Here is a 23,742-nt window from a genome sequence, read left to right as displayed (position 1 = left end):
TTCAAATAGTGGCCCGGGCCAACCATGAGCCCATTGTAAACATTTAGCCATGCAAGGTTTCCAACCATTGTTCACGGGTAATGCGGTACAGCACATGGTGACGCAACGGATGATCGGCCTCGAGTTTGGGGTGCTCGAAATCCCCCGCCGGGTCGTGATGCATACCGATGGCCTGCATCACCTTCTGCGACGGCAGGTTAGCCGCGGTGGTAAACGCCACGACTTCGTCCAGCGCCAAACGGTCAAAGCCGCAACGCAGAGCGGTCCAGGCCGCTTCACTGGCGTAACCCAGCCCCCAATGCTCGCGAGCCAGGCGCCAGCCGATTTCGGTGGCCGGCGTGAAAGAAGCCTCGAACCCGACCACCGCCAATCCGGTAAAACCGATGAATGCGCCAGTGTCCTTGCGCTCCAGCGCCCAGAAGCCGTAACCATGCTCAGCGAAATGGCCACGGATTCGCCCGATCAATGCAGCGCTTTCCAGACGACTCAAGGGTGCCGGAAAGTAGCGCATGACCTGCGGGTCGGCGCACATCGCCGCAAACGCCGGCAAATCTTCATCACGCCATTGGCGCATCAGCAGCCGCGCACTCTCAAGTTCCAGTATCGGCTCCATCATTCCCCCTCCGTTCCCCTGCAAACAAGTCTACATCGCTGGTAGGATCCTTCACTCATTCACTCCATGAAATCGCCATGTCGCTGCCGCTGATTTACCACGAAGACTACAGCCCCGAGTTCCCGGCGGAACATCGCTTTCCCATGGACAAATTCCGACTGCTGCGTGATCACCTGGTGGACAGCGGCCTGACCGTTGATCAGCACTTGCTGCGCCCGGAAATCTGCCCGAACGAGATTCTCGCCCTCGCCCATGACCCTGCGTACATCGAGCGTTACATGAGCGGCGAGTTGTCCCGCGAAGACCAACGGCGTCTCGGTCTGCCGTGGAACGAAGCGCTGGCCCGACGCACGGTGCGCGCGGTCGGCGGCTCATTGCTGGCCGCCGAGCAGGCACTGGAGCACGGCATGGCCTGTCATCTGGCCGGCGGCACCCATCACGCTCATTACGATCACCCGGCGGGTTTCTGCATCTTCAATGACCTGGCGGTGATCAGCCATTACTTGCTGGAAAGCGGCCGCGTCGGTCGGGTATTGATCTTCGACTGCGACGTGCACCAAGGCGATGGAACGGCACGAATACTGGAACATACCCCGGATGCGGTGACGGTTTCCCTGCACTGCGAAAAGAACTTTCCCGCACGCAAGGCCAAAAGCGATTGGGACATCCCGCTGCCCATGGGCATGGGCGATCAGGACTACTTGAAAGTGGTCGATGACGCGCTGAATTACCTGCTGCCGCTCTATCAGCCCGATCTGGTGCTGTATGACGCAGGTGTCGATGTGCATAAAGACGACGCGCTGGGCTACCTGAAACTGACCGACGAAGGCGTCGCCGCCCGCGATGAAAGCGTATTACGCCATTGCCTGGGGCGCGACATTCCGGTGGTTGGGGTGATCGGCGGCGGCTACAGCAAGGACCGCCAGGCCCTGGCGCGACGTCATGGCATCCTCCATCACAGCGCGCAACGGGTCTGGCAGTCATCAGGTTGTCACTGAGCTGTGGATGCTTTACCCACAATGCCTGTGGAACGGCCTGTGGATAACCTGAGTGAAAGGACCTACAGCCCATGCTGCATACAGCCTGCAAAGCTATGGTTATTTTTTGATCAGGTTATTGGATACACCCAGATAAAATGTGGGAGCGAGCTTGCTCGCGATGACGGCGGCACCTCCAACAATGATGTAACTGACAGACCGCTATCGCGAGCAAGCTCGCTCCCACACTGTTTGCTGCTGATAGAATGCCCGCCCTATTCCGCCGAACCGCAGCTCACGCCATGACCCAGCCCTCCGCCAACCGCCCTCACCACGTCGCCATCATCGGCGGCGGCCCCGCCGGCCTGATGGCCGCCGAGGTGCTGAGCCAGGCCGGGGTCAAGGTCGATCTGTACGACGGCATGCCCTCGGTGGGGCGAAAATTCCTGCTGGCCGGCGTCGGCGGCATGAACATTACCCACTCCGAAGCCTACCCGACGTTTCTGGCACGTTATGCCGAGCGCGCCCCACAGATCGCCCCGTTGCTACGCGAATTCGGTGCCGAAGCCTTGTGCCAGTGGATTCATGGATTGGGCATCGAAACCTTCGTCGGCAGCTCTGGCCGTGTATTCCCTACCGACATGAAGGCCGCCCCCTTGCTCCGCGCCTGGCTCAAACGCCTGCGCGATGCCGGCGTAGTTATCCACACCCGCCACCGTTGGCTGGGCTGGAACGCTGATGGCCGCCTGCGTATCGATAGCCCTGACGGTGAAAAGGCGATCAGCGCCGATGCACTGTTATTGGCGCTGGGTGGCGGCAGCTGGTCGCGTTTGGGCTCGGATGGCGCCTGGATGCTGCCGCTTGCGCAACGAGAGGTTGCCCTGGCGCCGCTGCAACCGAGCAATTGTGGTTTCGAGGTGAAGGCCTGGAGCGAGCTGATGGTCAGAAAATTCGCCGGGGCCCCGCTGAAAAATATCGCCATCGGTTTGAACGACGATGTGCCGCGACTCGGTGAATGCGTGATCACTGCCACAGGCATCGAAGGCAGTTTGATTTACGCGTTGTCGGCGCCGATCCGTGAGGCCATCAATCAGACCGGCTCGGCAACCATTCACCTCGACCTGCTGCCCGGCAGGCCTGTGGATAAAATCCAGACAGCGCTGAGCAAACCCCGTGGTTCACGCTCCATGGCCAAACACCTGCACAGCCAACTCGGCCTCGACGGCGTCAAGGCTGCATTGCTGCGCGAACTGACACCCGCCGAATGCTTCACTGACCCGCTTTTGCTGGCCAACGCGATCAAGGCCTTGCCCCTGACGCTGGTCAACACCCGCCCATTGGACGAAGCCATCAGCAGCGCCGGTGGCGTGACGTTCGAAGCGATGAATGAAAACCTGATGCTCAAGCAATTGCCTGGCGTGTTCTGCGCAGGCGAAATGCTCGACTGGGAAGCGCCAACGGGTGGCTATCTGCTGACCGCGTGTTTTGCCAGTGGGCGAGCGGCGGGGTTGGGGGTGGCGGAGTGGCTGCAGCGCTAGGCCTGAAGACCGGGTCGCGCCCTTCGCGAGCAAGCTCGCTCCCACACTGGATTTTCATTTGACGCAAATTTTGCGTACAACTCAGATCAAATGTGGGAGCAGCCGGTCGACGCTCGATTGCTCGCGAAAGCGGTCTAACAGGCGCAGCGTCTAATCAAGGCTTACGCTTACGCGGCCCGGTATTGAACACCGGTACTTTTCGCACAGGCTTGATCGAAGGCTCCGGCGCCGAAGCATCACCGCTTTCCACCCACTTGCCCAGATTGCGTTTGCCGCCACCGGAGACTTTTGGCTTCTTCGGCTTTTTCGGTTTCTTGACCACTTGGCCGCTGGCATCGGTGTCCGGCACGCGGTGTTCCGGTTCGAAGTCCTGCTCCATGTGACGGGTCAAGGTCTGACGCGTCAGCATCTCGATGGCCGACAGCTGATTCACCTCATCGGCACACACCAATGAAATTGCCTCACCGGTCGCGCCCGCACGGCCGGTACGACCGATACGGTGGATGTAATCCTCGGCGACGATCGGCAGGTCGAAGTTCACCACCAACGGCAAGTCTTCGATATCCAGACCACGGGCGGCAACATCGGTGGCGACCAGAATCTGCACTTCGCTGGCCTTGAAACGGTCCAGTGCGCGCTGGCGCGTGGCTTGTGGTTTGTCGCCGTGGATGCCGTCGGCATTCACGCTCAGGCCCTGGAGTTTTTCCACCAGTTGATCAACGCCGTTGCGGGTCTTGGCGAACACCAGCACCTGTTTCCAGCGATTTTTGCGCAGCAAGTGAATGAACAGCTCGGCCTTGCGCTTCTTGTCGACCGTGACCACCCACTGCTTGACGGTGTTGGCGGCAACGTTACGCGGGCTGACTTCGATGCTCAGCGGATCATTGAGCATTTTCCCGGCCAACTCGCGAATCGCATCGGAGAAGGTTGCGGAGAACAGCAGCGTCTGACGCTTTTTCGGCAGTGCCTTGTAAATGTTCGCCAGCTCTTCGGAGAAGCCCAGATCGAGCATGCGGTCGGCTTCGTCCAGCACCAGGGTTTGCAACTGGTTGAACTTCAGCGCGTTCTGGCGGAATAGATCCAGCAGACGGCCAGGCGTGGCCACCAGCAGATCGACGCCTTTGCGCAGCTTCATCATTTGCGGGTTGATGCTGACGCCGCCGTACACCGCGTAGGTGCTTAGCGGCAGGTTTTCAGCGTACTGACGCACGCTTTCATGCACCTGTTCGGCCAGCTCGCGGGTTGGCACCAGAATCAGCGCACGTACCGAGTTACTGGTGACTTTCGGCCCTTCCATGGCCAGCAACTGCAACAGCGGCACAGCGAAACCGGCGGTCTTGCCGGTGCCGGTCTGGGCCGCAGCCATCAGGTCGCGACCGGCCAATACCGCCGGAATAGCTTGCGTCTGCACCGGGGTCGGGGTCTGGTAACCGAGCGTCTCAAGGGCGCGCAGCAAGGGTTCGATCAGGCCAAGAGTGGCGAAAGTCATGGGGATACCGTAGGAAAAATCAGCGCGAGTGTGCAATGGCGCGCAGTTTACCCTAATTCACTCGGGATTCTGTCGGCACCAGGACGGCAGGCCGCTCAGGAGCACGTCGCCACTGCGGCAGACTGATCAACAGCACGGCACTGATGATCACCGCCATCGCCAAAGCCTCTTCGATACCGATGCTTTCACCGGCAAAAACGATCCCCAACAATACCGCCACTGCCGGGTTGACGTAGGCATAACTGGTGGCCGCCGCCGGGCGGACGTTTTTCAGCAGGTACATATAGGCGTTGAAGGCGACGATCGAGCCGAACACCACCAGGTACATCATTGCGACCCACCCCTCAAGCGGCGGCAAGCTTTGCAGCTGTTCGCCAGTCAGCGCGCTGCCGATCAACAACACCACGCCGCCGACAAGCATTTGCGCCGCGCTGGACATAGCGCCCTGAGGCAATGGCAAATGTTTGCTCCAAACCGAACCAAAGGCCCAGGCTGCCGCCGCACCAATCAGCAGTACAGCCCCCAAAGGGCTCGATTGCAGATTGGAGCCCAGATTGAGCATGGCGATACCGATCAGCCCCAGCACAATCCCCGCCCATTCCAGACGGGTATTACGCGCGCCCCAGAAATACCCGCAGAGCAAGGTAAACAACGGCACCGTCGCCACCGCCAATGCCGCAACGCCAGAGGCCACGCCCGTGTGCTCGGCCATGCTGACCGCGCCGTTGCCAAAACTGAGCAGCAAAATCCCGATTATCCCCGCCGCCTTCCACTGCGGCCAGGTCGGCGCTGGCACACCGCGCCAGCGCAGGAAGGCGTACATCAGCGTACCGCCGACAATAAAACGAATGCCGCCAAGCATTAGCGGCGGCCAGTACTGCACACCGATGCGAATCACCAGGTAGGTCGACCCCCAGATCACGTACAGCGCGAAAAAGGCACCTATCAGCGGTAACGGGAAACGGCGTAGACCAGGCATGGGGACGCTCGAAGGCAGGACAAGAAGAGCGTTATTTTAGAAAGCCGACGGACGGAACTTAAGTTACAAAACCGGTTTATAAGGCCAGTACACTTTTCAAAGCACCATTGCGTCACCTGGTGACGCTTCACATCGTGTGCTCTCCAACGCTATCGAGAAACGCATGCCGAGGGGAGCATCAAGAGCGCCACTGTGGGAGCGAGCTTGCTCCGGGCGGCGATCCGACGATGACGCCGGCACACTCACCACACAAGTGACTGACAGTCCGCTATCGCGAGCAAGCTCGCTCCCACAGTGGAGTGGTAGTGCGGTCAGAATCCGCGATGGCGCTTGAGGTGTTCATTGATCTTCGCCGCCGGCACTTTCTGCAAACTGCACAGCAAGTCATGCGACAACTCGCGCAAGCCGTGTTTGCGCCGCAGTTCCTGCGCCAGATGCGCGGTGAGGTTGGCAGCCATTTCCGCATCGGCCATGGCCCGGTGAGCAGTGCCTGTGTGGGGCAATTGGGCGAAGGTGGTGAGGGTGCCGAGTTTATGGTTCGGCGCAGCCGGCATCAGGCGGCGGGCGAGTAACAGCGAGCAGGCAAAGTTCTGCAAGCGAGTGCGTTTGATCCGCCCAAGCTCAAAGTCCCAGAACTTCTGGTCGAAGGCGGCGTTGTGGGCCAGCAGTGGGGTGATGCCGACAAATTCGTTGACCTCGTTCATCACCTGCTCGGCCGAAGGCGCGGTGCGCAGCATGGCGTTGCTGATCCCGGTCAGCTGTTCGATGAAGGCCGGCACTCGTACACCCGCATTCATCAGGCTTTGGTAACGCTCGACGATGCGTCCCTGTTCAAGAATCACCACGGCGATTTCCGTGGCCCGGCAGCTGCTGCTCGGGGAGATCCCGGTGGTTTCAAAGTCGATGACGGCTATGCGTTCCAAACCTGTTCCTTGCGTTCAATAATCAGTTTTTAAGCAGCAATGCGCCTTCGATCGGCACGTAGCGCGTAGCCGCGCGAATCAGCGAATTGGCGGTGAGCCCCGGCACGCCATAGGCAACCGCTTCAACCCCGTGCTTGGCGATGATCCGCTCCAGCAACATGTCGAAATCACCGTCACCCGAGGCCAGCACCACTTCGTCGACGTGATCGGCGGCGTCCATGATGTCGAGGGTGATGCCCACGTCCCAGTCGCCCTTGGCCGAGCCGTCACTGCGCTGGATGTAGGGTTTGAGCTTCACGATGAAACCGAGGTTGCGCAGGATCTGCTGGAATTGCTGCTGCTTGCTGTCGCCGCGATCGATGGCGTAGGCATAGGCCTCGACGATCTGCCCGCGCTGGCTGATGTCAGCCCACAGGGCGGCGTAGTTGAAGTGACAACCGTAGGCCTGGCGCACGGTGTAATAGAGGTTTTGGACATCGGCGAACACCGCGATCTTCTTCACCGCAAATCCTCATGGCGCGCACAAGCGCAGGCGATTGATCAGACCCAAGGTCCGAAAAGTCGCCCAGTATGCCAGTCAGAAGGATTTTTCCGCGAATAATCAGTCCGGGGCGCAACAAGGCCCCGGACGAATGGCATATCAGACGAAGGAATCGTCGTCATCGCCAAACAACGATGAGCCGTCATCGCTGTCGTCGGCGTCTGCAAACCCGCCCTGATCGTTGTTGCTCCAGGAATCGTTGTTGGCCAGACGCTGGTCGTCATTGCCGCGGTCATTCACTTGGGCCGGTTCTTCCTTGATGACTTCAACAATTTGCTGCGGCTGCTGGTTGCTGTGGAACAAGCTGCTGATGCCCTCTGCCAGCATCACGCCACCGGCCACGCCGGCTGCGGTTTTCAAGGCGCCACCGAGGAAACTGCTGCCGGCTGCCGGAGCCTGTTGCTGTGGGGCGGCGTAATTCTGTTGCGGGGCACCAAAGCTCTGTTGCGGGGCAGCATAATTTTGTGGCGGTGGCGCAGAAGGTCGCGCCGGTTCACGCCAGCCGCCACTCGACGCTGGAGCGCTTTGGGTCGGTGCGGGCTGCGGATCACGGGAGCCACCGAAGATGCTCGACAGGAAACCACCGCCGCTGTTGCTCGGCGCCGGTGCGGCGGCCTGGGCTTGTTGCAGTTCGGCTTGCAGTTGCTGGATTTGCTGGGTGAGCTGTTTGTTTTGCTCGTCGAGGCTCTTGATCGCCGCCTCTTGCACCAGAATCGCCTGAGTCATGAAATAGCCCGCCGCAGGCTGGCGGCTCAAATGTTCCTTGATCCGCGCTTCGGCCAAGGCATCGCGCGGGGCTGAATCCGTCTCGGCCTGTTGCAGCCGGGAAAACAGTCCATCGATCAGGGTTTGTTCTTCGCTGTTCATGGCGACCTCATAGATTGCCGGAAAATCATCGCCCTTTTCCCTTATGGAGAAGGTGCCCACTAGTTATGGGGCTGTTACCGATTGTTTCAATAGCCTTTACCGAACGTTTACGTTTGCTCGACTGCCGGTTGCATCGGTTACAGTGTCGACATATCTCGTAACCTGCGATAGCGACCGATGAATCCGTTAGACGTACTCCGCGACTCCCTGTATTTCTTCCAGCGCAACCTGGGCCGAATCGTGCCGCTGTGTCTGCCATTGGTCGTGCTCGAAGCGTTGCTTCAGCAACTGGTCGACCACTCCCAGGGGCCGGAGGCGTTTCCCGGCTATAGCGTGATCATCGGGCTACTGGTCTACCCCTTGTACACCGCCGCGCTGATCCTGTTTCTCGATGCCCGCAGCCGTGGCGAATCGCCGCGCACCCTGGACCTGCTCTCGGCTTCGCTCAGCCTGTGGCCGCGCTTCGCACTGCTGACGGCGGTCAATACCCTGCTGATTCTGGTGGGTTTGTCGCTGTATTTCCTGCCGGGCATATGGCTGATGGTGATGCTCGCCTTTGCTGAATACCTGCTGGTGCTGCGCAACATGCAACCACTGGAAGCCATCAGGGAAAGCATGCGCCTGGCCCGTGGCAATTTCCTGCGCATCCTGCTGTGCATTCTCTGCGTGATGGGCCCGTTATGGGTGCTCAAGGGCGCGAGCATGGCCATCTACCCGGAGCCGCAGAATCCGGCAATTTTGCTGATCATCGAAAGCACCCATAGCTTTCTGCAACTGTTCACCAGTGTGGTGCTGTTTCGCCTGTTCATGTTGATCAGCGACGCACCTGATAAATCTGAAGGAAGCGCCTGACAGCTCTACCCTTGGGGTCCGGGCCCACCTCGGTTATGCTCGGGCTCAACTTTGTAACGCCATAAGCCGAGCCATGACCCGTCTACTGCGCTACACCCTGCTGGGCCTGTTGATACTCATCGGCCTGCTGTTTTCCTTTCTCTACAGTCTGACCTGGCGCCCCGACGCCAAGGAGACATTGCCGGTCAGTTGCAGCACCCGCGCGCCGACGCTGGTGCCGGGACAGGCGTTGAAGGTGATGACCTGGAACGTCCAGTACCTGGCGGGCAAACGCTATGTGTTCTGGAATGACCTGGCCCAAGGCCCCGACGAAAGCCCGACCGCGGAAGACATGGCCTTCAGCCTCGACGAAGTGGCACGGGTGATCCGCGATGAGCAGCCGGACCTGGTCCTGCTGCAAGAACTGGATGACGGCGCCAAGGCCAGTGACTACCAAAACCAGCTCAAACTGCTCCAGGAACGCCTGGCCGACCTCTACCCCTGCAGCACACACGCCTTCGACTGGAAGGCCGACTTCGTTCCCGACGTGCACATTTTCGGTAGCGTTGGCCGACAATTGGCGACCTTGAGCCGCTTCCAGATCGAACATGCCGAACGCCTGCAACTGCCCGAAGCACCGGTCAACTTCATCAGCCGCCAGTTCCAGCCGAAAAATGCCCTGCTGATAAGTTACCTGCCGCTGCGCGACGGCGGGCAAGTGGCGGTGCTCAATACTCACCTCGATCGGGCGGTGCAGCCTGACGAGACCCAGCAGACGAAGGTGACGGCCGTTGCCAAGGTGCTCGACACGTATGAAGGTCGCGGCACGCCGTGGCTGATCGGCGGCGACTTCAACCTGTTGCCGCTGGGCCAGTATCAACGCCTCGCGCCCGAGCAGCGCACGCCCTACTCCGCCGACAGCGCACTGCATGTGCTGTGGGACAAATACCCGATGATCCCGACCAACAACGAGGCCAGCGGTGTCGATCGGGACCAGTGGTTGACCCATTACCCCAACGACCCCGGCCTCAACGGCCCGGATCGCACCGTCGACTACCTGTTCTACAGCCCACGGATCAAACGGCTGGAAGCCGAGGTGCGGCAGGACGATACGCTGCGCATCTCCGATCACTTGCCGGTGATTGCACGGTTTCTGCTCCCGGCCGCCCCGTAACCTGATCGGCTGCCGATATCGGCCCCTACAAGCACTTATCCAGGAACTTCACCACCGTCCCCATGCAGCCGACCCGCTCTTCGACATGCGGCATATGGCTGGAGTTCTCGAACAACGCCCAGCGAACATTCGGGATCTGCTCCAGGTAGGGTTTGACCACCGTCGGTGTTGCTTCATCGTAGCGACCCGAAATCACCAGCGTTGGCACGTTGATGTGGCGCAAGCGGTCGACAATGGTCCAGTCTTTCAGACTGCCGATGACATGAAATTCCGTCGGCCCGCTCATGGCATGGTAAACGGTGGGGTCGGCATCGACCTGGGCAAACGTACGCGCGACTTCCTCGGGCCAGGGAATGACGCGACACACATGGTTATCGTAAAAGACCCTCGAAGCTTCCTGATAGGCGGCCGCTTGAAAGGTTCCTGCTTGTTCGTGCTCAAGCAGTGTTTCATGCACACCGTCGGGCAGCAGTTTACGTAAACGGTTGGCCTCCTGAACCCAGACGCGCATATCCGAAGGAGAGTTGGCGACGATCAGGGCTCGTAAACCCGCAGGTTGCATGACGGCGTGTTCGCTGGCGAGCATGCCGCCCCAGGATTGCCCAAGAAGCGCGTAATTGTCGCTGATTTGCAGATGATCCAGCAGATTGTCCAGTTCATCGAGAAAGAGCTGGACGTTCCAGAACGAAGGATCCTTGTCCGGCAGATGGGTCGAGTGACCATTCCCCAACTGATCGTAATGGATCACCGGATAGCCACCGGCAGCAACGTCCTTGTAGGCATCTACATAATCGTAGGTGCAGCCCGGGCCGCCGTGCAAAATCACCAGTGGCGTTCGACCACAGGACAGATCACCGGTGATGCGATACCAGGTCCGATAAGCGCCAAAGGGTGCAAAGCCTTCGCGTGTTCCAGTCAATTCCATTGTGTGCCGCCTCCCCGAAAACAGTACGACCACCATATCGGGACTCGGCCTTTCGAATAACTAGCTAAATAGATAGGTTTTGCTCTGCCTCAGTTATCGAGCAACCGATAGTGCACCGCCCGAACCACGGCCTGAACCCGATTCTTGGCGCCGAGCTTATGCATCGCCGTGGTCAAGTGCAGCGTGACCGTGGCCATCGAGCGATTCAGTTGCGTGGCAATTTCGGTAGCCGTCAGCCCTTCAGCCGCCCATTTAAGGCACTCGCGTTCACGTTTGGTCAGGTGGACCGGTGGCGTGTGAGCCTCCTTGCCAAGCAACGGATAGGCCGCTTCCTGCAAGGCATGGGAAATCAGGCTGAAATCCGCCAGGGTCTGCCGGGCATCGCGCAGGACGCTGGTGCTGCTACCGGTACGCAGCCCCGTCAAAACGGCAAAACCGCCTCTGGGCAGATGAATCGGCACCGACACCCCGCAGGTCATCTGCGAGTCTTCCAGATAATTCACCACGGGGGCATGACACTGACTGATGACCGGCTCCAGCAGGGTGTCAGTCCCGGGTTTGTAGGACCAGACAAAGGGTGAAACACAATTGAGTGCCACCTGCTGAACAGGGTCGATCTGGTAGTAACCCTCTGTACACCAACGCGTCTGCCAATCGGCTGGAGTGTTACGCAGTTTGAGCACCGAGGGCGTGATCAACTTGCCTTCATGGTCCAGCGGCACCGGGCTGTAGTCGTACACCAGGGCATCAAAACCCAGCTCCTCGGCCAGTAGCAGGGCGTTGTCCATCTGCTCATCCAGGCTCTTGCCCGACAACAGGCGGGGATTGAGGTCAGACAGCTTGGTCTGCATCCATTGCGCTCCTTAAGTAATTTCAATCCTGAAATTCAGCACGTAGAATGCCACGCCTCGGCGAGGGACTGCCAGATCAAACCTATAACAAATACTAGCTTTTGGGCGCGTGACTTACTCAGTAAGGTTGAGTCATTTGGCCAGCACCCGAGCCGGCCAGCAACATAAAGGGAGAGTTGCGATGTGGCATGAAATCGAACCGGACCAGCGGTATAACGTCGAGGTCGATGGCCACAATCTGGTGGTTTACAGCTTTGGCGAGGGCGATGAAGTCCTGCTGTGCCTCAATGGCGGCCCGGGGCTTCCCTGCGATTATCTGCGTGACGCCCATGGCTGGCTCAAGGACAAGGGGCTGCGGGTTGTCGCCTTCGACCAGCTTGGCACCGGTGCCTCGGACAGACCCGAAGACCCGTCCCTGTGGAACATCAGCCGTTATGTCGCTGAAGTGGAAACCGTCCGTCAGGCCCTCGACCTGGGCCGGGTGCACTTGATGGGGCACTCTTGGGGCGGCTGGCTGGGGATTGAATATGCCATTCAACATCCGCATGCGCTGAAAACCCTGATTCTGGAAAACACGGTAGGCGATATCCCGCACCTGTCTCAGGAACTGGAGCGTCTGCGTGGCGCCCTGGGCAGCGAAACCGTGGCCATGATGCAACGCCATGAAGCCCTGGGCACGCTCGATCACCCGCAATACCAGGCCGCCATCACTCTCCTCAACTACCGTCACGTCTGCCGCCTCGACGAGTGGCCGGCACCGGTTACGCGCTCTCTGGGCGACTGGAACATGGGGCCATACACGACCATGCAGGGGCCAAACGAGTTTCTCTACATCGGCAACCTGAAAAACTGGAACCGTCTCCAGGAAATGAGCGATTTCACGATGCCGGTGCTGATCACCACCGGCCAGCACGACGAACTGACACCGGCCTGTGCAATGCGCATGAAATTGGCGCTCAAGGATGCCCAATTGCATGTGTTCCCCAACAGCAGCCATATGCCGTTCTACGAAGAACCCCAGGCCTACTTTCCGGTGCTGCTGGATTTCCTCCAGCGGCACCGAGGTTAGTCGATGAATCTGTCGCGTTACCGATTCATCCTGTCACGGCCCCTGCAACTATTGCCGGTGCTGTTCGGCATCAGCCTCATCACGTTTGTGCTGGTGCGCTCGATTCCCGGCGATCCGGCGCGCGCGCTGCTCGGCTCACGCAGTACGCCGGAGGGGCTGATCAGGATTCGCGCTCAGTTCGGCCTCGATCAGCCGCTGTGGATGCAGTATTTCTACTTCCTGAAAAACCTCTTCAACGGCGACCTGGGCCAGTCGCTGCTCTACAAAGTCGACGCCTTGAAGCTGATCAGTACGCGAATCGAACCCACGCTGTTTCTGGTGCTTGGCAGCGTGCTGCTGGCGTTGTTGATCGCTGTGCCCCTGGCCACCGTTGCGGCCCGCAACAAGGGTGGCTGGGGCGACAATCTGATCCGCCTGTTCACCACCGCCGGCCTCGGCATGCCGGCGTTCTGGCTGGGGATCATGCTGATCCTGCTGTTCAGCGTGCAGTTGGGCTGGTTCCCGGTTTCCGGCTACGGCCGCAACTGGCTGGACAAACTGCACCACATGGTCCTGCCCTGCCTGACCATTGCCCTGGCGTTATCGGCGGTGCTGGTGCGCAATCTGCGGGCGAGCATGCTGATGGAACTGCAAGCCGACCACGTCACGGCCGCCCGAGCTCGCGGCCTGTCTGAAGACGCGGTGTTTCGTCGACACGTGCTACCCAACTCGCTGGTACCCGCGGTCAACTTGCTGGCGGTGAACATCGGCTGGCTGATCAGCGGCACGGTGGTCATCGAGAGCTTGTTCGCCATTCCCGGAATCGGCCAGTTGCTGGTCCGTGGCATCTTCACCCGAGACTACATGGTGGTCCAGGGCGTGGCGATGGTGCTGGCCTGCGCCACCGTCGCAGTGAATTTTCTCGCCGATGTGGTCACGGTAGCGATCGATCCCCGGGTGAAAATCCGATGAGCAGTCAAGCTGCGATTACCCCCCGCCTGAACCTCGGCTTCGGTTTACGCAACCGTCGTTTGGCAATGGGCCTGGGGTTGGCAATCCTGCTCGGCTGGCTGCTGCTGGCAATCTTCGCGCCCTGGGTCGCGCCCTTCGATCCAATCGCCCAGAACACTGATATCCGCCTGCTGGGGCCCAGCCTGGCCCACCCGTTCGGTACCGACAATTTTGGCCGTGACGTATTGTCTCGAGTGATCTGGGCAGCCCGCGTCGACTTGCAGCTGGCGGTCATCGGGGTGATCTTCCCGTTTTTGATCGGCACCGGTGTCGGGGCCTTGTCCGGCTACATCGGCGGGCGTTTCGACACCGTCTGCATGCGCCTGATCGATATCATCCTGGCCTTCCCGTTCCTGGTGTTGATGCTGGCGATCATGGCGATCCTCGGCCCCGGCCTGATGAGTTTCTATATCGCCATGGCACTGGTGGGCTGGGTGTCCTATGCACGGTTGATCCGCTCGCAGATCCTGATCCTCAAGGAAAGCGATTTTGCCCTGGCCGCCAAAAGTCTGGGCTTCGGCCATGGGCGCATTCTATTTCGTCATCTGCTGCCGAACGCAATGTTCGGTTCAATCGTGTTTTCCATGTCCGATGCGGTGCTGGTGCTGCTCAACGGAGCAGCGGTCAGCTACCTCGGCCTGGGGGTTCAACCGCCGACCGCCGAGTGGGGCACGATGGTCGCCGAAGGCCAGAGCTTCATCACTTCCGCCTGGTGGATCTGCACCTTCCCGGGGCTGGCGATCGTCACTCTGGCCATGGGCTTCAGCCTGCTGGCCGACGCTGTCGCCGAACATCTGGGTGAGCGCTCATGAGTACGCCCGTGTTGAAGGTCGAGGAGCTGAGCGTCATTGCCCGCAACGGCGAGCACGAGGTGACGCTGGTGGATCGCCTGTCGTTCGACCTGGCTGAAGGTGAAGTCCTTGGGCTGGTGGGTGAAAGCGGCTCCGGCAAAACCATGGCCTGCCGCGGTTTGATGCGGCTGCTGCCGTCGCCGAACCTGCGAGTCGAAGGCGTAACGGTGCAGTTGGCCGGGGAAAACCTGCTGCGCCTGGATGAGGCTGGCATGCGTCGTATGCGCGGGCGTCAGCTGGGAATGATTTTTCAGAACCCCAGCAGCCATCTCGACCCGTTGATGCGCATCGGCGAGCAGATTGGCGAAGGTATTCGTCTGCATCAGGGCGCCAGCAAGCGTGAAGCCCGTGCTCAGGCCATCGAGGTGCTGCGTCAGGTGGGCATTCCCGATCCGCAGCGCCGGGTCGACAGTTACCCTCACGAATTTTCCGGCGGCATGCGCCAGCGAGCGATGATCGCCGTGGCCCTGGGCTGCAACCCGAAAGTCCTGATCGCCGACGAACCGACCACCGCCCTCGACGTCACGGTGCAAGCGCAGATCCTGCGCCTGCTGCTTGATCTGCGCGACCAGCGGGGCTTGTCGATCATCATGATCACCCATGACCTGGGGGTCGTTGCCCAGACCTGCGACTCGATTGCAGTGATGTACGCCGGACGCTTGTGCGAGCACGGTAACAAACACGAGGTGCTGGCCCATCCACGTCACCCTTACACCGCTGGATTGATCGACTGTCAGCCGGCCACCAGTCACGGTCACGCATTGCTCAAAACCATTGCCGGGCAACCGCCCCTGCTCGACGCCCTGCCTCATGGGTGTCGCTTCAATCCGCGCTGCCAGCAAACTGGCAGCCAATGCACAACATTGATGCCAGGGTTGCAGCCGGTCACCCATGGACACCGCATCGCTTGCCATTACCCCTTGGTCGCCGGAGGCCGCTCATGACGTTGCTCAACGTCAAGGATCTGCAGGTGCGCTTCGCCGCTGCGGGCACCGGTCTGCTGGGCATGAACCGGCAATGGCTGACAGCGGTCAACGGCGTTTCGCTGACGCTCTCGGCCGGTGAAACACTCGGGCTGGTCGGCGAATCGGGCAGCGGTAAAAGCAGCCTGGGACGGGCGATCCTGCACCTCAATGAGATTTTCGCCGGGCAGGTGCTGTTCGATGGTGTCGACATGGCCCACGCCGGGAAGATCGACATCCAGAGGCTGCGCCATGAGACGGCGATGGTTTTCCAGGATCCTTATGCGGCCCTCAACCCACGCCTGAGTATCGGCCAGACCCTCGCGGAAGTGCTCCGGGTCCAACGCAAGGTGCCGGAACCGCTGATTGCCGCCCGCGTCGATGAACTACTGACCCTGGTCGGTCTGCGCCCGGAGTTGGCCACCCGCAAACCACGCACCTTGAGTGGCGGCCAATGCCAGCGTGTCGGAATCGCCCGGGCGCTGGCCGTGGAGCCGCGCTTGATTGTCGCCGATGAGTGCGTGGCCGCGCTGGACGTGTCCATCCAGGGGCAAATCATCAATCTGCTGCTGGAGCTGCGCCAGCGCATGAACCTGGCGATTGTGTTCATCGCCCATGATCTGGCGATCGTTCGCCGGCTCTGTGATCGAGTGGCGGTGATGTACCTGGGCAAGATCGTCGAAGAAGGACCGGTGGAAGCGGTGTTCCGCTCCCCGCGACATCCCTATACCGCCGCACTGATCCAGTCGATTCCGGAAATCGACCCGACCCGCGCGCTGCCCGGCGACCCTTTGCCCGGTGAACCGCCCAGCCCTTTGCAACTGCCATCCGGATGCGCCTTTCACCCGCGCTGTCGCTACGTTCGCCCCAGCTGTAGCCAGGCGGCGCCCCCTACACGTCAACTCGAAGGACGCCGTTACGACTGTGTGCTCGAGGAACCGCTGCTTTAAAAAACCGAAACACTCATCAAGAAGGAGTTTGACCATGAGATCCAGGCATTTGACATTGCTTGCCGCAGCCACCTTGACCGCTTGCACCCTTGCCAGCGGTATTGCTCAGGCGGCGGGTGTACTGACCATCGGTTGCCGTGAAGAAAGCACCACGTTCGACCCGATCAAGAGCGCGCAAAACCGTGATACCTGGGTGTTTTCCAATGTCTACGACACACTGATCCGGGTCAACAAGGCCGGCAGCAAAATGGAGCCCGGCCTGGCTGAAAGCTGGAAGGTCTCCGACGATGGCCTGACCTACACGTTCAAGCTGCGCTCGGCGAAATTCTCCGACGGCTCGCCGATTACGGCCGATGATGCGGCATTCAGCCTGCTGCGTATTCGCGATAACAAGGCCTCGCTGTGGAGCGACGCCTACAAGCTGATCGACACGGCGAAAGCGGCCGATCCGCACACGCTGGTGGTCACTCTGACAACCCCGTCGGTACCGTTCCTCTCACAACTGGCCTCGCCGACCGTGTCGATTCTCTCGCAACAGGCCATGACCCGCATGGGCGAGGATGCCTACGCTCAGGAGCCGGTGGTGTCAGGGGCATTTTTTGTCAAGGAGTGGCTACGCGGCGATCGCGTGAAGCTGGAGAAGAACCCGCACTTCTGGCAGGCCGACAAGGTCAGCCTGGACGGCGTGGAGTGGATTTCCATTCCGGACGACAATACCCGGATGCTCAAGGTGCAGGCAGGTGAACTCGACTCGGCGATTTTCGTACCGTTTTCGCGAGTCGATGCATTGCGCAAGGACCCAGGCGTGACTATCCATGCCGACCCTTCCACGCGCGAAGATCACCTGCTGATCAACCATGAGCACGGGCTGCTGGCCAAACCGGAAGTGCGTCAGGCGCTGGACATGGCAATCAACAAGAAATCGCTGGTTGATACCGTCACCTTCGGCCATGGTCAGGAGGCTTACTCCTACATACCCAAGGGCGCGCTTTACCACTACGCCGACAACCTGAAGCGCCCATTTGACCCGGTGAAAGCCAAGCAGATGCTGACTGATGCCGGCGCCGCAGGCATGAAGCTGAACTACGTGGTCAATGCCGGTAACGAAGCCGACGAACAGATTGCCGTGCTGGTTCAGCAACAACTGGCGGCAGTCGGTGTTACCGCCACCCTGCAAAAAGTCGACCCGACCCAGAGCTGGCAGATGCTGGTCGACGGTGATTACGACCTGTCCGTGATGTACTGGACCAACGACATCCTCGACCCGGACCAGAAGACCACGTTCGTTCTGGGCCACGACACCAACATGAACTACATGACCCGCTACAAGAACGACAAGGTCAAAAATCTGGTGGCAGCTGGCAGGGTTGAAGCAGACCCGATCAAACGTGAACAGATGTACGTCAACTTGCAGAAGATCGCCAAGAATGACGTCAACTGGATCGACCTTTACTACAGCCCGTACATCAACATTTCGCGCAAGAACATCGAAAACTTCCAGCAAAATCCACTGGGACGTTTCTCGCTCGAGGAGACCGTGAAGAACTAAGGAGCGGTTGCCGGTGATTGCACGGTTTCTGCTTCCGGCTGCCCCGTAATTCTGCGGTGCCCGGAAAGAGATCGCAGCCTTCGGCAGCTCCTACAGGGATCACGGACATCTGTAGGAGCTGCCGAAGGTTCGGGCCGCGTTCGGACGATCTTTTGATCTTCAGCCTTTGCGAGGTTTGGCCCGCGCCGTGGCCTCGGCCACCAGCGGGTCATCCGGCCAGTAGTGTTTCGGGTAGCGCCCCTTGAGGTCCTTCTTCACCTCGGCATAAGTACTACGCCAGAAGTTCGCCAGATCCTGGGTGACCTGCACCGGCCGCCGCGCGGGTGACAGCAAATGCAGCTTGACCACCTGCCGGCCACCGGCAATGCGCGGGGTTTCGGCCAAGCCGAACAACTCCTGCAAACGCACCGCGAGAATCGGTGGCTGCTCGCTGTAATCCAGACGAATCGATGAACCGGAAGGCACGCTCAGATGATGCGGCGCCTGTTCATCGAGGCGTTGCGGCAAGGGCCACGGCAGCAGGTTATGCACAAAGCTCGACACATCAAGGTTGGCGAAATGACTGAGTCGCGAAACCCGCCCCAGGTACGGCATCAACCAGTGCTCCAGGCTGGCCAGCAACGCCGCATCGCTGACATCCGGCCACTCGCTTTCGCCCTGCTTGCTCAGATCCAGCTGACGCAGCAATGCCACTCGCGCCTGCCACTGACGCAACTCCGGGGTCCATGGCAACAGCTCCAGTCCTTTACGGCGGACCAGATTGACCAACGCCTGGCTGCGTGCCGTTTCATCGAGGCCGGTCAGCGGCTCGCGGCTGAGCACCAACTCGCCGACCTTGCGCTGACGCTCGGCCCGCAGCACGCCTTCACGTTCGTCCCAATCGAGCTGATCGACGCAACGCACCTGCTCTGCCAACACCGAATCGAACAGCGCCGGATCAAAATCCGCCGCCAGATAAATCCGCTCTTCGCGCTGCCCCTGACGGCTGCCCAGATCGGCGATCACCAGCCAGGGCTGCTTCATCAGGCTGTCGGCCTCGGCAAACAACGCTGCGCGACCGTTGGCCAGCCGGTATTCAGCACCACCGGCGCGGCGTTGCTGGGCGACACGATCCGGATAGGCCAGCGCCAGCAACGCGCCGAGCCAACGTGGATGCTCTGGATCGATGACCGGCGACTCGGCTTTGCCGCGCAGATAACCGCGATATTGCCGCGCCAATTGCCGCGCCCGCTGCACGCCACCTTGAGCACCACGCGCCGCCCGTTCTTCGCCAGATAAAAGCACCAGACGACTGTGCAAATCCGCGCCGGCACCGCGCAAAATATCCCGCTCACCGAGCAAGGCAGCGACGTCGCAGGCCATGTTTGCCAGCCCCAACGCTTGCCCACGCAGTAACAGATGCGCGATGCGCGGATGGGCCGGGAGTTCGGCCATGGCCTGACCGTGGCGAGTGAGCTTCCAGTCTTCAGCGGACGAACCTTCCAACGCACCAAGGCGTTCGAGCAAGTCCTGCGCCTGTGCATAAGCCGCCGCCGGAGGTACATCGAGCCAGACCAGCTGCCCAGGCAGAACGCCCCAACGTCCGAGCTGCAAGGCCAGCCCGGCAAGGTCCGCCGAGAGAATTTCCGGGCTGGCATAGGCCGCCAGTTGTTCATGCTGATCCTGCGACCACAGCCGATAACACACACCCGGTTCCAGCCTTCCTGCCCGGCCGGCACGCTGAGTGGCGCTGGCGCGGGAGATGCGCTGGGTATCGAGGCGGGTCATGCCGCTGCCAGGGTCGAAGCGCGGCACTCGCGCCAACCCGGCGTCGATGACCACGCGCACGCCATTGATGGTCAAACTGGTCTCGGCGATGTTGGTGGCCAGCACCACTTTGCGCTGGCCGGGTGGCGCTGGATCGATGGCCGCACGTTGCGCCGCCAGATCGAGTTCGCCATGCAACGGGCAGAGCAGCACCTCAGTACGCTCGCCCAATGCATCGGCCAACTGCTGATGCACGCGGCGGATTTCCGCTTGCCCGGGAAGGAATACCAGCAGACTGCCGGTTTCATCGTTCAAGGCGTCGAGAATGGTCTGCACCAGTCGCGGCTCGATGAATTCGCCCGGCTGAAACGGCCGGCCCCAGTGCATCGTCACCGGGTACATGCGGCCTTCGCTGCGCAGGATCGGCGCGTCATTCAGCAGGCCGGCCAGACGCTCGCCTTCGAGGGTTGCCGACATCAACAGAATCTTCAGCGGCTGCTCATCACGAAACAGCTCACGGCCATTCAGGCTCAGGGCCAGCGCGAGGTCGGCATCGAGACTACGCTCGTGGTATTCGTCGAAGATCAGCAGGCCCACGCCTTCAAGCGCCGGGTCCTCCTGCAAGCGACGCGTGAGGATGCCTTCGGTGACCACTTCAATGCGCGTATTCGGCCCGACTTTACTGTCGAGGCGAATCCGGTAGCCGACCGTTTCACCGACTTTCTCGCCGAGCTCACTGGCCAACCGTTCGGCCGCCGCCCGCGCCGCCAGCCGACGCGGTTCAAGCATGAGGATGGTTTGCCCGGCCAGCCATGGTTCATTCAACATCGCCAATGGCACGCGGGTGGTTTTACCGGCGCCGGGTGGTGCTTCGAGCACGGCTTCGTGGCGTGTCGCCAAGGCTTCACGCAGCGCGGGTAAAACTTCATCAATTGGCAAAGAAATCATGCTGGCTCCAAAACAGAGGCACGAGTATAACGGCGAACTGCCTGGCGTTAATCACGGTCCTAATTCATACCGACGACGTTTCGTTTAATGTTTGCTCAGGAGATTTACCATGCGTGCTCCGTTTCGCCTGATTGGCGGTGTATTGGTTGCAACCCTGCTGACCCAAGTGACCGCTTGCGGTTCGATTTTCTACCCGGATCGCCGTGGCCAGATCGACGGCAAGATCGACCCGGCGATTGCCGCGCTCGACGCCGTGGGCCTGCTGTTCTACATCATCCCCGGACTGGTCGCGTTCGCCGTGGACTTCACCACCGGCGCGATTTACTTCGAACCCGGCAAGACCGCGCAAGTGGCACCGGAGAAACTCAAACAAGCCATCGATGCCGACGGCAAGGTCGATAACCACAAGTTGCAGGCTATTCTCGAAAGCGAGCTGGGCCGCAACCTTCCACTGGATGACCCGCGTCTGATCCAGCACAAGGGCAGTGCTCAGCAACTGGCGATGTTCGGTCTGCAACCCGCTGCTTGATGCTCAACACCGAGGAAACGTTCCACCTATGACCAGCAGCCCGGAACACGCTCGCCTGTTACGTCTCGCCACCCGCGCCTCGGTGGCGGTGGCAAGTACCCTGATTGTCGCCAAGGCCATTGCCTGGTGGCTGAGCGGATCGGTGAGCATGCTCGCCGGGCTGACAGACTCGGCACTCGACGGCGTGACGTCGCTGCTCAATCTGTTGGCGGTGCATTACGCATTGCGCCCGGCCGATGACGATCACCGCTACGGGCACGGCAAGGCGGAATCCTTGTCGGGCATGGCCCAGGCACTGTTCATCGGTGGCAGCGCGGTGTTGATCGCGTATCAGGCCTTTGAGCGCCTGAAACACCCGGAACCGGTGGGCGCGCCGTGGATCAGCATTGGCGTGATTATCTTTTCCCTCGTCCTGACCCTGGCGCTGCTGATGCTGCAACACCGGGTAATCCGCGAAACCGGCTCCAACGCGGTGCGCGCCGACTCGCTGCATTACCGTTCCGACATGATGCTCAACGGCAGCATCCTGGTGGCGTTGGTACTGGCCGGTTTTGGCTGGCATCAAGTCGATCCCTGGTTCGGTCTGGGGATCGCCGTCTACATTCTGTGGAGCGCGATTCAAATCGCCCGGGAAAGTTTTGCGGTGTTGATGGATGAAGAACTGCCGCCAGACGTCAGCCAGCACATGCTCGAACTGGCCTGCGGCGTGCCCGGCGTACTCGGTGCCCACGACTTGCGCACACGGATCTCCGGCAGTCACTGGTTCGTGCAATTGCACCTGGAGTTGCCGGGAGAGCTGACGCTGTCAGTCGCGCACGGCATCAGCGATCAAGCGGCGGACGCCATTCACGCCGTTTACCCGCGAGCCGAAGTGCTGGTGCACGCCGACCCGCAGGAAGTGGTGAAGGCCGCCCAGGTTCAGTAAGTGACCTGATAACCGCGTGAGACCAGGCAATTACCCTCGGCCTGGCGGTAAGTCTGTACCACTTGGGGTGCCGGCTGATAGGTCACGGTCCGTGGATCAAAGCCACTCTGCTGGACCGCCCAACGATAGCAATCGTAGCCGTCCTGAGTGACCTGCTCGGGCGGCTGCCCGTTGGCCGGATAAGCCACCACGTCATAGTCATTGCTGGTCGGTTGCGGCTGCGGGTTGCCTACCGGCGGCTCAACCACGACGTACTCCTGAGTGCTCTCCTCGTAGGTGTAATACGCACCTGCCGCCAGAAACATCAGCGCGCCACCGATCCACACTTCGCGAGCGTAATCGGGCAGATACCTCACACGGATCCCGCGAGGCGGTTCGACCACCACATAACGCGGTCCTTGTGGGCGATACCAATAACCACCGGAGTAGAAATAATCCTGCCCACGGTACGGCACACGGTCGTGGCGCTCAGGGAAGCGGTCGATCATTTGACCTGGCCGATACCGCGGACCATCACCCCAGCCATTGCCATGCCCTTCCGGACGTCCTGCCCAGCGACGGTCATCCCGATGGTCATCGTGACCGCCGGCCTGCCAACGCTGGTTGTAATCGTTGCGCCGCGGAATGTCCTGATAGTAGCCACGCTGTGGCTCCTGGGTCTGGCGAACAGTGTCCGGACGGCCCTGGATCGGCAGGTTGTTCGCCGGCGCAGGTCGGCCTTGAATCTGGTCATTTGCGTCGTGTCGCTGACGGTTCTGCCAGTCGCCTCCCTGATTCTGGCCGTTGTGTTCGAACTGCCGGCTGTTGTTGCCGCGAATGATTTCAGTCTGCGGACGTGGCTGGTTATTTTGGGGACGTGGCTGGTTGTTTTCCACGCGAGGCGGATTATTTTCGGGACGCGGTTGATTGTTCCCCTGACGACCTTCACCGCCACGCTCGTGCTGAGCACCACCATTATTGTGTTGCTGTTGCTGTTGCTGTTGCTGTTGCTGTCTACGAAGGAGCTCCTCCCCACCCTGACCTTCTGCCAGCAATGGCGCGCTGACACTGACACACAACACACCAACACCTGCCATACGCCAGATGCGCGACTTCATGCTATTCCTCACTGCGGTGGTGACCTATACATAAGACTGAAAAAGTACAGGCCGGTTCTGCAACAGGTTATCAGTCGCCAGACTTATTTCTTGATTTACGCGCAATAAAAAAGGGAGACCCGTCGGCCTCCCCTTGAGAACTTCGTCCGTGCTCGACGCTTTTGACGTCGGCTCACCTCACTCCGTCTTCTGGACAGTGTGTAGCCCGGGGGCCAACTCAACCCCTGTTGGGGGTGGTGGCCGCGGCTGGCCTGATTCGGCGGGCCGCTGTGGACTGTTTGTCCGGGCAGTGATTCTGGTGATAAGAATAGGCTTGAGGTGGCGACAGAGGATTGCGAAGATTGCTCAAATAAACATGACTTGCGCAATTTTTAATCACGGATAGATAATCTACCGCAATAGTTAAGACAAAGGCCTG

The 23,742-nt window shown here is 60.4% G+C and carries 22 protein-coding genes; 12 read left to right on the top strand and 10 right to left on the bottom strand.

All coding sequences use genetic code 11. The features are described from left to right. Window positions 1-43: 43 nt before the first annotated feature. On the bottom strand, window positions 44-613 hold the full coding sequence (locus tag BK659_RS02380; protein WP_123423661.1) for a GNAT family N-acetyltransferase: 570 nt from the start codon (window positions 611-613) through the stop codon (window positions 44-46). Between the two features lie 77 nt (window positions 614-690). On the opposite strand from BK659_RS02380, the gene BK659_RS02375 reads away from it, so the two are divergent. Both BK659_RS02375 and BK659_RS02370 read left to right on the top strand, forming a co-directional pair. Further along, complete coding sequence (locus tag BK659_RS02375; protein ID WP_123423542.1) at window positions 691-1,611, top strand: histone deacetylase family protein; 921 nt, start codon at window positions 691-693, stop codon at window positions 1,609-1,611. Window positions 1,612-1,892: 281 nt separating this feature from the next. After that, complete coding sequence (locus BK659_RS02370) at window positions 1,893-3,128, top strand: TIGR03862 family flavoprotein (protein WP_185015275.1); 1,236 nt, start codon at window positions 1,893-1,895, stop codon at window positions 3,126-3,128. Between the two features lie 154 nt (window positions 3,129-3,282). Here BK659_RS02370 and BK659_RS02365 read toward each other — a convergent pair whose 3' ends face one another. From BK659_RS02365 to BK659_RS02345, 5 genes are all read right to left on the bottom strand, one after another. After that, window positions 3,283-4,617, bottom strand: coding sequence for an RNA helicase RhlE1 (locus tag BK659_RS02365; protein ID WP_019691560.1), 1,335 nt, complete (start codon window positions 4,615-4,617; stop codon window positions 3,283-3,285). Between the two features lie 52 nt (window positions 4,618-4,669). After that, window positions 4,670-5,596: a drug/metabolite exporter YedA gene (yedA, locus tag BK659_RS02360; protein WP_123423540.1), complete on the bottom strand. Its 927-nt coding sequence runs from the start codon at window positions 5,594-5,596 to the stop codon at window positions 4,670-4,672. Between the two features lie 311 nt (window positions 5,597-5,907). Next, the gene (locus BK659_RS02355) at window positions 5,908-6,519 is read right to left on the bottom strand and encodes a 3'-5' exonuclease (protein WP_123423539.1); all 612 of its coding nucleotides are present in this window, start codon (window positions 6,517-6,519) and stop codon (window positions 5,908-5,910) included. Between the two features lie 22 nt (window positions 6,520-6,541). Continuing rightward, window positions 6,542-7,021 carry a LabA-like NYN domain-containing protein gene (locus BK659_RS02350; RefSeq protein WP_123423538.1) on the bottom strand — a complete coding sequence of 160 codons (480 nt, stop codon included), beginning with the start codon at window positions 7,019-7,021 and terminating at the stop codon, window positions 6,542-6,544. 138 nt (window positions 7,022-7,159) lie between these two features. Continuing rightward, on the bottom strand, window positions 7,160-7,927 hold the full coding sequence (locus BK659_RS02345; RefSeq protein ID WP_123423537.1) for a DUF2076 domain-containing protein: 768 nt from the start codon (window positions 7,925-7,927) through the stop codon (window positions 7,160-7,162). Between the two features lie 177 nt (window positions 7,928-8,104). Between BK659_RS02345 and BK659_RS02340 the strand changes: the two genes are divergently transcribed. Beyond that, entirely contained in the window at window positions 8,105-8,779 is a 675-nt protein-coding gene (locus tag BK659_RS02340) for a YciC family protein (protein WP_123423536.1), read from the top strand. 73 nt (window positions 8,780-8,852) lie between these two features. After that, window positions 8,853-9,932, top strand: coding sequence for an endonuclease/exonuclease/phosphatase family protein (locus BK659_RS02335; protein WP_123423535.1), 1,080 nt, complete (start codon window positions 8,853-8,855; stop codon window positions 9,930-9,932). Window positions 9,933-9,957: 25 nt separating this feature from the next. Here BK659_RS02335 and BK659_RS02330 read toward each other — a convergent pair whose 3' ends face one another. Together BK659_RS02330 and BK659_RS02325 are read right to left on the bottom strand one after the other, a co-directional pair. Further along, a complete protein-coding gene (locus BK659_RS02330; RefSeq protein WP_123423534.1) occupies window positions 9,958-10,857 on the bottom strand; it encodes a proline iminopeptidase-family hydrolase in 900 nt (299 codons plus the stop codon). Window positions 10,858-10,946: 89 nt separating this feature from the next. Then, window positions 10,947-11,708 carry a LuxR family transcriptional regulator gene (locus BK659_RS02325; protein ID WP_123423533.1) on the bottom strand — a complete coding sequence of 254 codons (762 nt, stop codon included), beginning with the start codon at window positions 11,706-11,708 and terminating at the stop codon, window positions 10,947-10,949. Between the two features lie 181 nt (window positions 11,709-11,889). Between BK659_RS02325 and BK659_RS02320 the strand changes: the two genes are divergently transcribed. The 6 genes from BK659_RS02320 to BK659_RS02295 are packed head-to-tail and all read left to right on the top strand — an operon-like array spanning window position 11,890 to window position 18,079. Then, window positions 11,890-12,777 (top strand): proline iminopeptidase-family hydrolase, encoded by an 888-nt coding sequence (locus BK659_RS02320; RefSeq protein WP_123423532.1) that lies wholly within the window; start codon window positions 11,890-11,892, stop codon window positions 12,775-12,777. 3 nt (window positions 12,778-12,780) lie between these two features. Next, entirely contained in the window at window positions 12,781-13,728 is a 948-nt protein-coding gene (locus BK659_RS02315; protein ID WP_123423531.1) for an ABC transporter permease, read from the top strand. Beyond that, a complete protein-coding gene (locus BK659_RS02310) occupies window positions 13,725-14,579 on the top strand; it encodes an ABC transporter permease (protein WP_123423530.1) in 855 nt (284 codons plus the stop codon). Before BK659_RS02315 ends, BK659_RS02310 begins: the two co-directional genes overlap by 4 nt. Next, the gene (locus BK659_RS02305; protein WP_123423529.1) at window positions 14,576-15,562 is read left to right on the top strand and encodes an ABC transporter ATP-binding protein; all 987 of its coding nucleotides are present in this window, start codon (window positions 14,576-14,578) and stop codon (window positions 15,560-15,562) included. The genes BK659_RS02310 and BK659_RS02305 overlap by 4 nt, the downstream gene beginning before the upstream one ends. Beyond that, window positions 15,559-16,530 carry an ABC transporter ATP-binding protein gene (locus BK659_RS02300; RefSeq protein WP_123423528.1) on the top strand — a complete coding sequence of 324 codons (972 nt, stop codon included), beginning with the start codon at window positions 15,559-15,561 and terminating at the stop codon, window positions 16,528-16,530. The genes BK659_RS02305 and BK659_RS02300 overlap by 4 nt, the downstream gene beginning before the upstream one ends. A gap of 34 nt (window positions 16,531-16,564) precedes the next feature. Continuing rightward, entirely contained in the window at window positions 16,565-18,079 is a 1,515-nt protein-coding gene (locus BK659_RS02295) for an ABC transporter substrate-binding protein (RefSeq protein WP_123423527.1), read from the top strand. Window positions 18,080-18,238: 159 nt separating this feature from the next. On the opposite strand, the gene hrpB is transcribed toward BK659_RS02295, so the two are convergent. Continuing rightward, entirely contained in the window at window positions 18,239-20,773 is a 2,535-nt protein-coding gene (gene hrpB, locus BK659_RS02290) for an ATP-dependent helicase HrpB (protein ID WP_123423526.1), read from the bottom strand. 109 nt (window positions 20,774-20,882) lie between these two features. Here hrpB and BK659_RS02285 point away from each other — a divergent pair, with 109 nt between their 5' ends. Beyond that, window positions 20,883-21,302, top strand: a complete 420-nt coding sequence (locus BK659_RS02285) for a polyribonucleotide nucleotidyltransferase (protein WP_123423525.1) — start codon at window positions 20,883-20,885, stop codon at window positions 21,300-21,302. Between the two features lie 28 nt (window positions 21,303-21,330). Then, a complete protein-coding gene (locus BK659_RS02280; RefSeq protein WP_123423524.1) occupies window positions 21,331-22,227 on the top strand; it encodes a cation diffusion facilitator family transporter in 897 nt (298 codons plus the stop codon). Here BK659_RS02280 and BK659_RS02275 read toward each other — a convergent pair. Further along, on the bottom strand, window positions 22,221-23,324 hold the full coding sequence (locus BK659_RS02275) for a DUF6515 family protein (RefSeq protein WP_123423523.1): 1,104 nt from the start codon (window positions 23,322-23,324) through the stop codon (window positions 22,221-22,223). The two genes, BK659_RS02280 and BK659_RS02275, sit on opposite strands and share 7 nt — an antisense overlap. Window positions 23,325-23,742: the final 418 nt, after the last annotated feature.

The organism is Pseudomonas brassicacearum, assembly GCF_003732225.1.
Lineage (GTDB): Bacteria > Pseudomonadota > Gammaproteobacteria > Pseudomonadales > Pseudomonadaceae > Aquipseudomonas > Aquipseudomonas brassicacearum_E.
The sequence above is the reverse complement of the archived record's forward strand: the minus strand, read 5'-3'. Positions and strand labels throughout refer to the sequence as shown.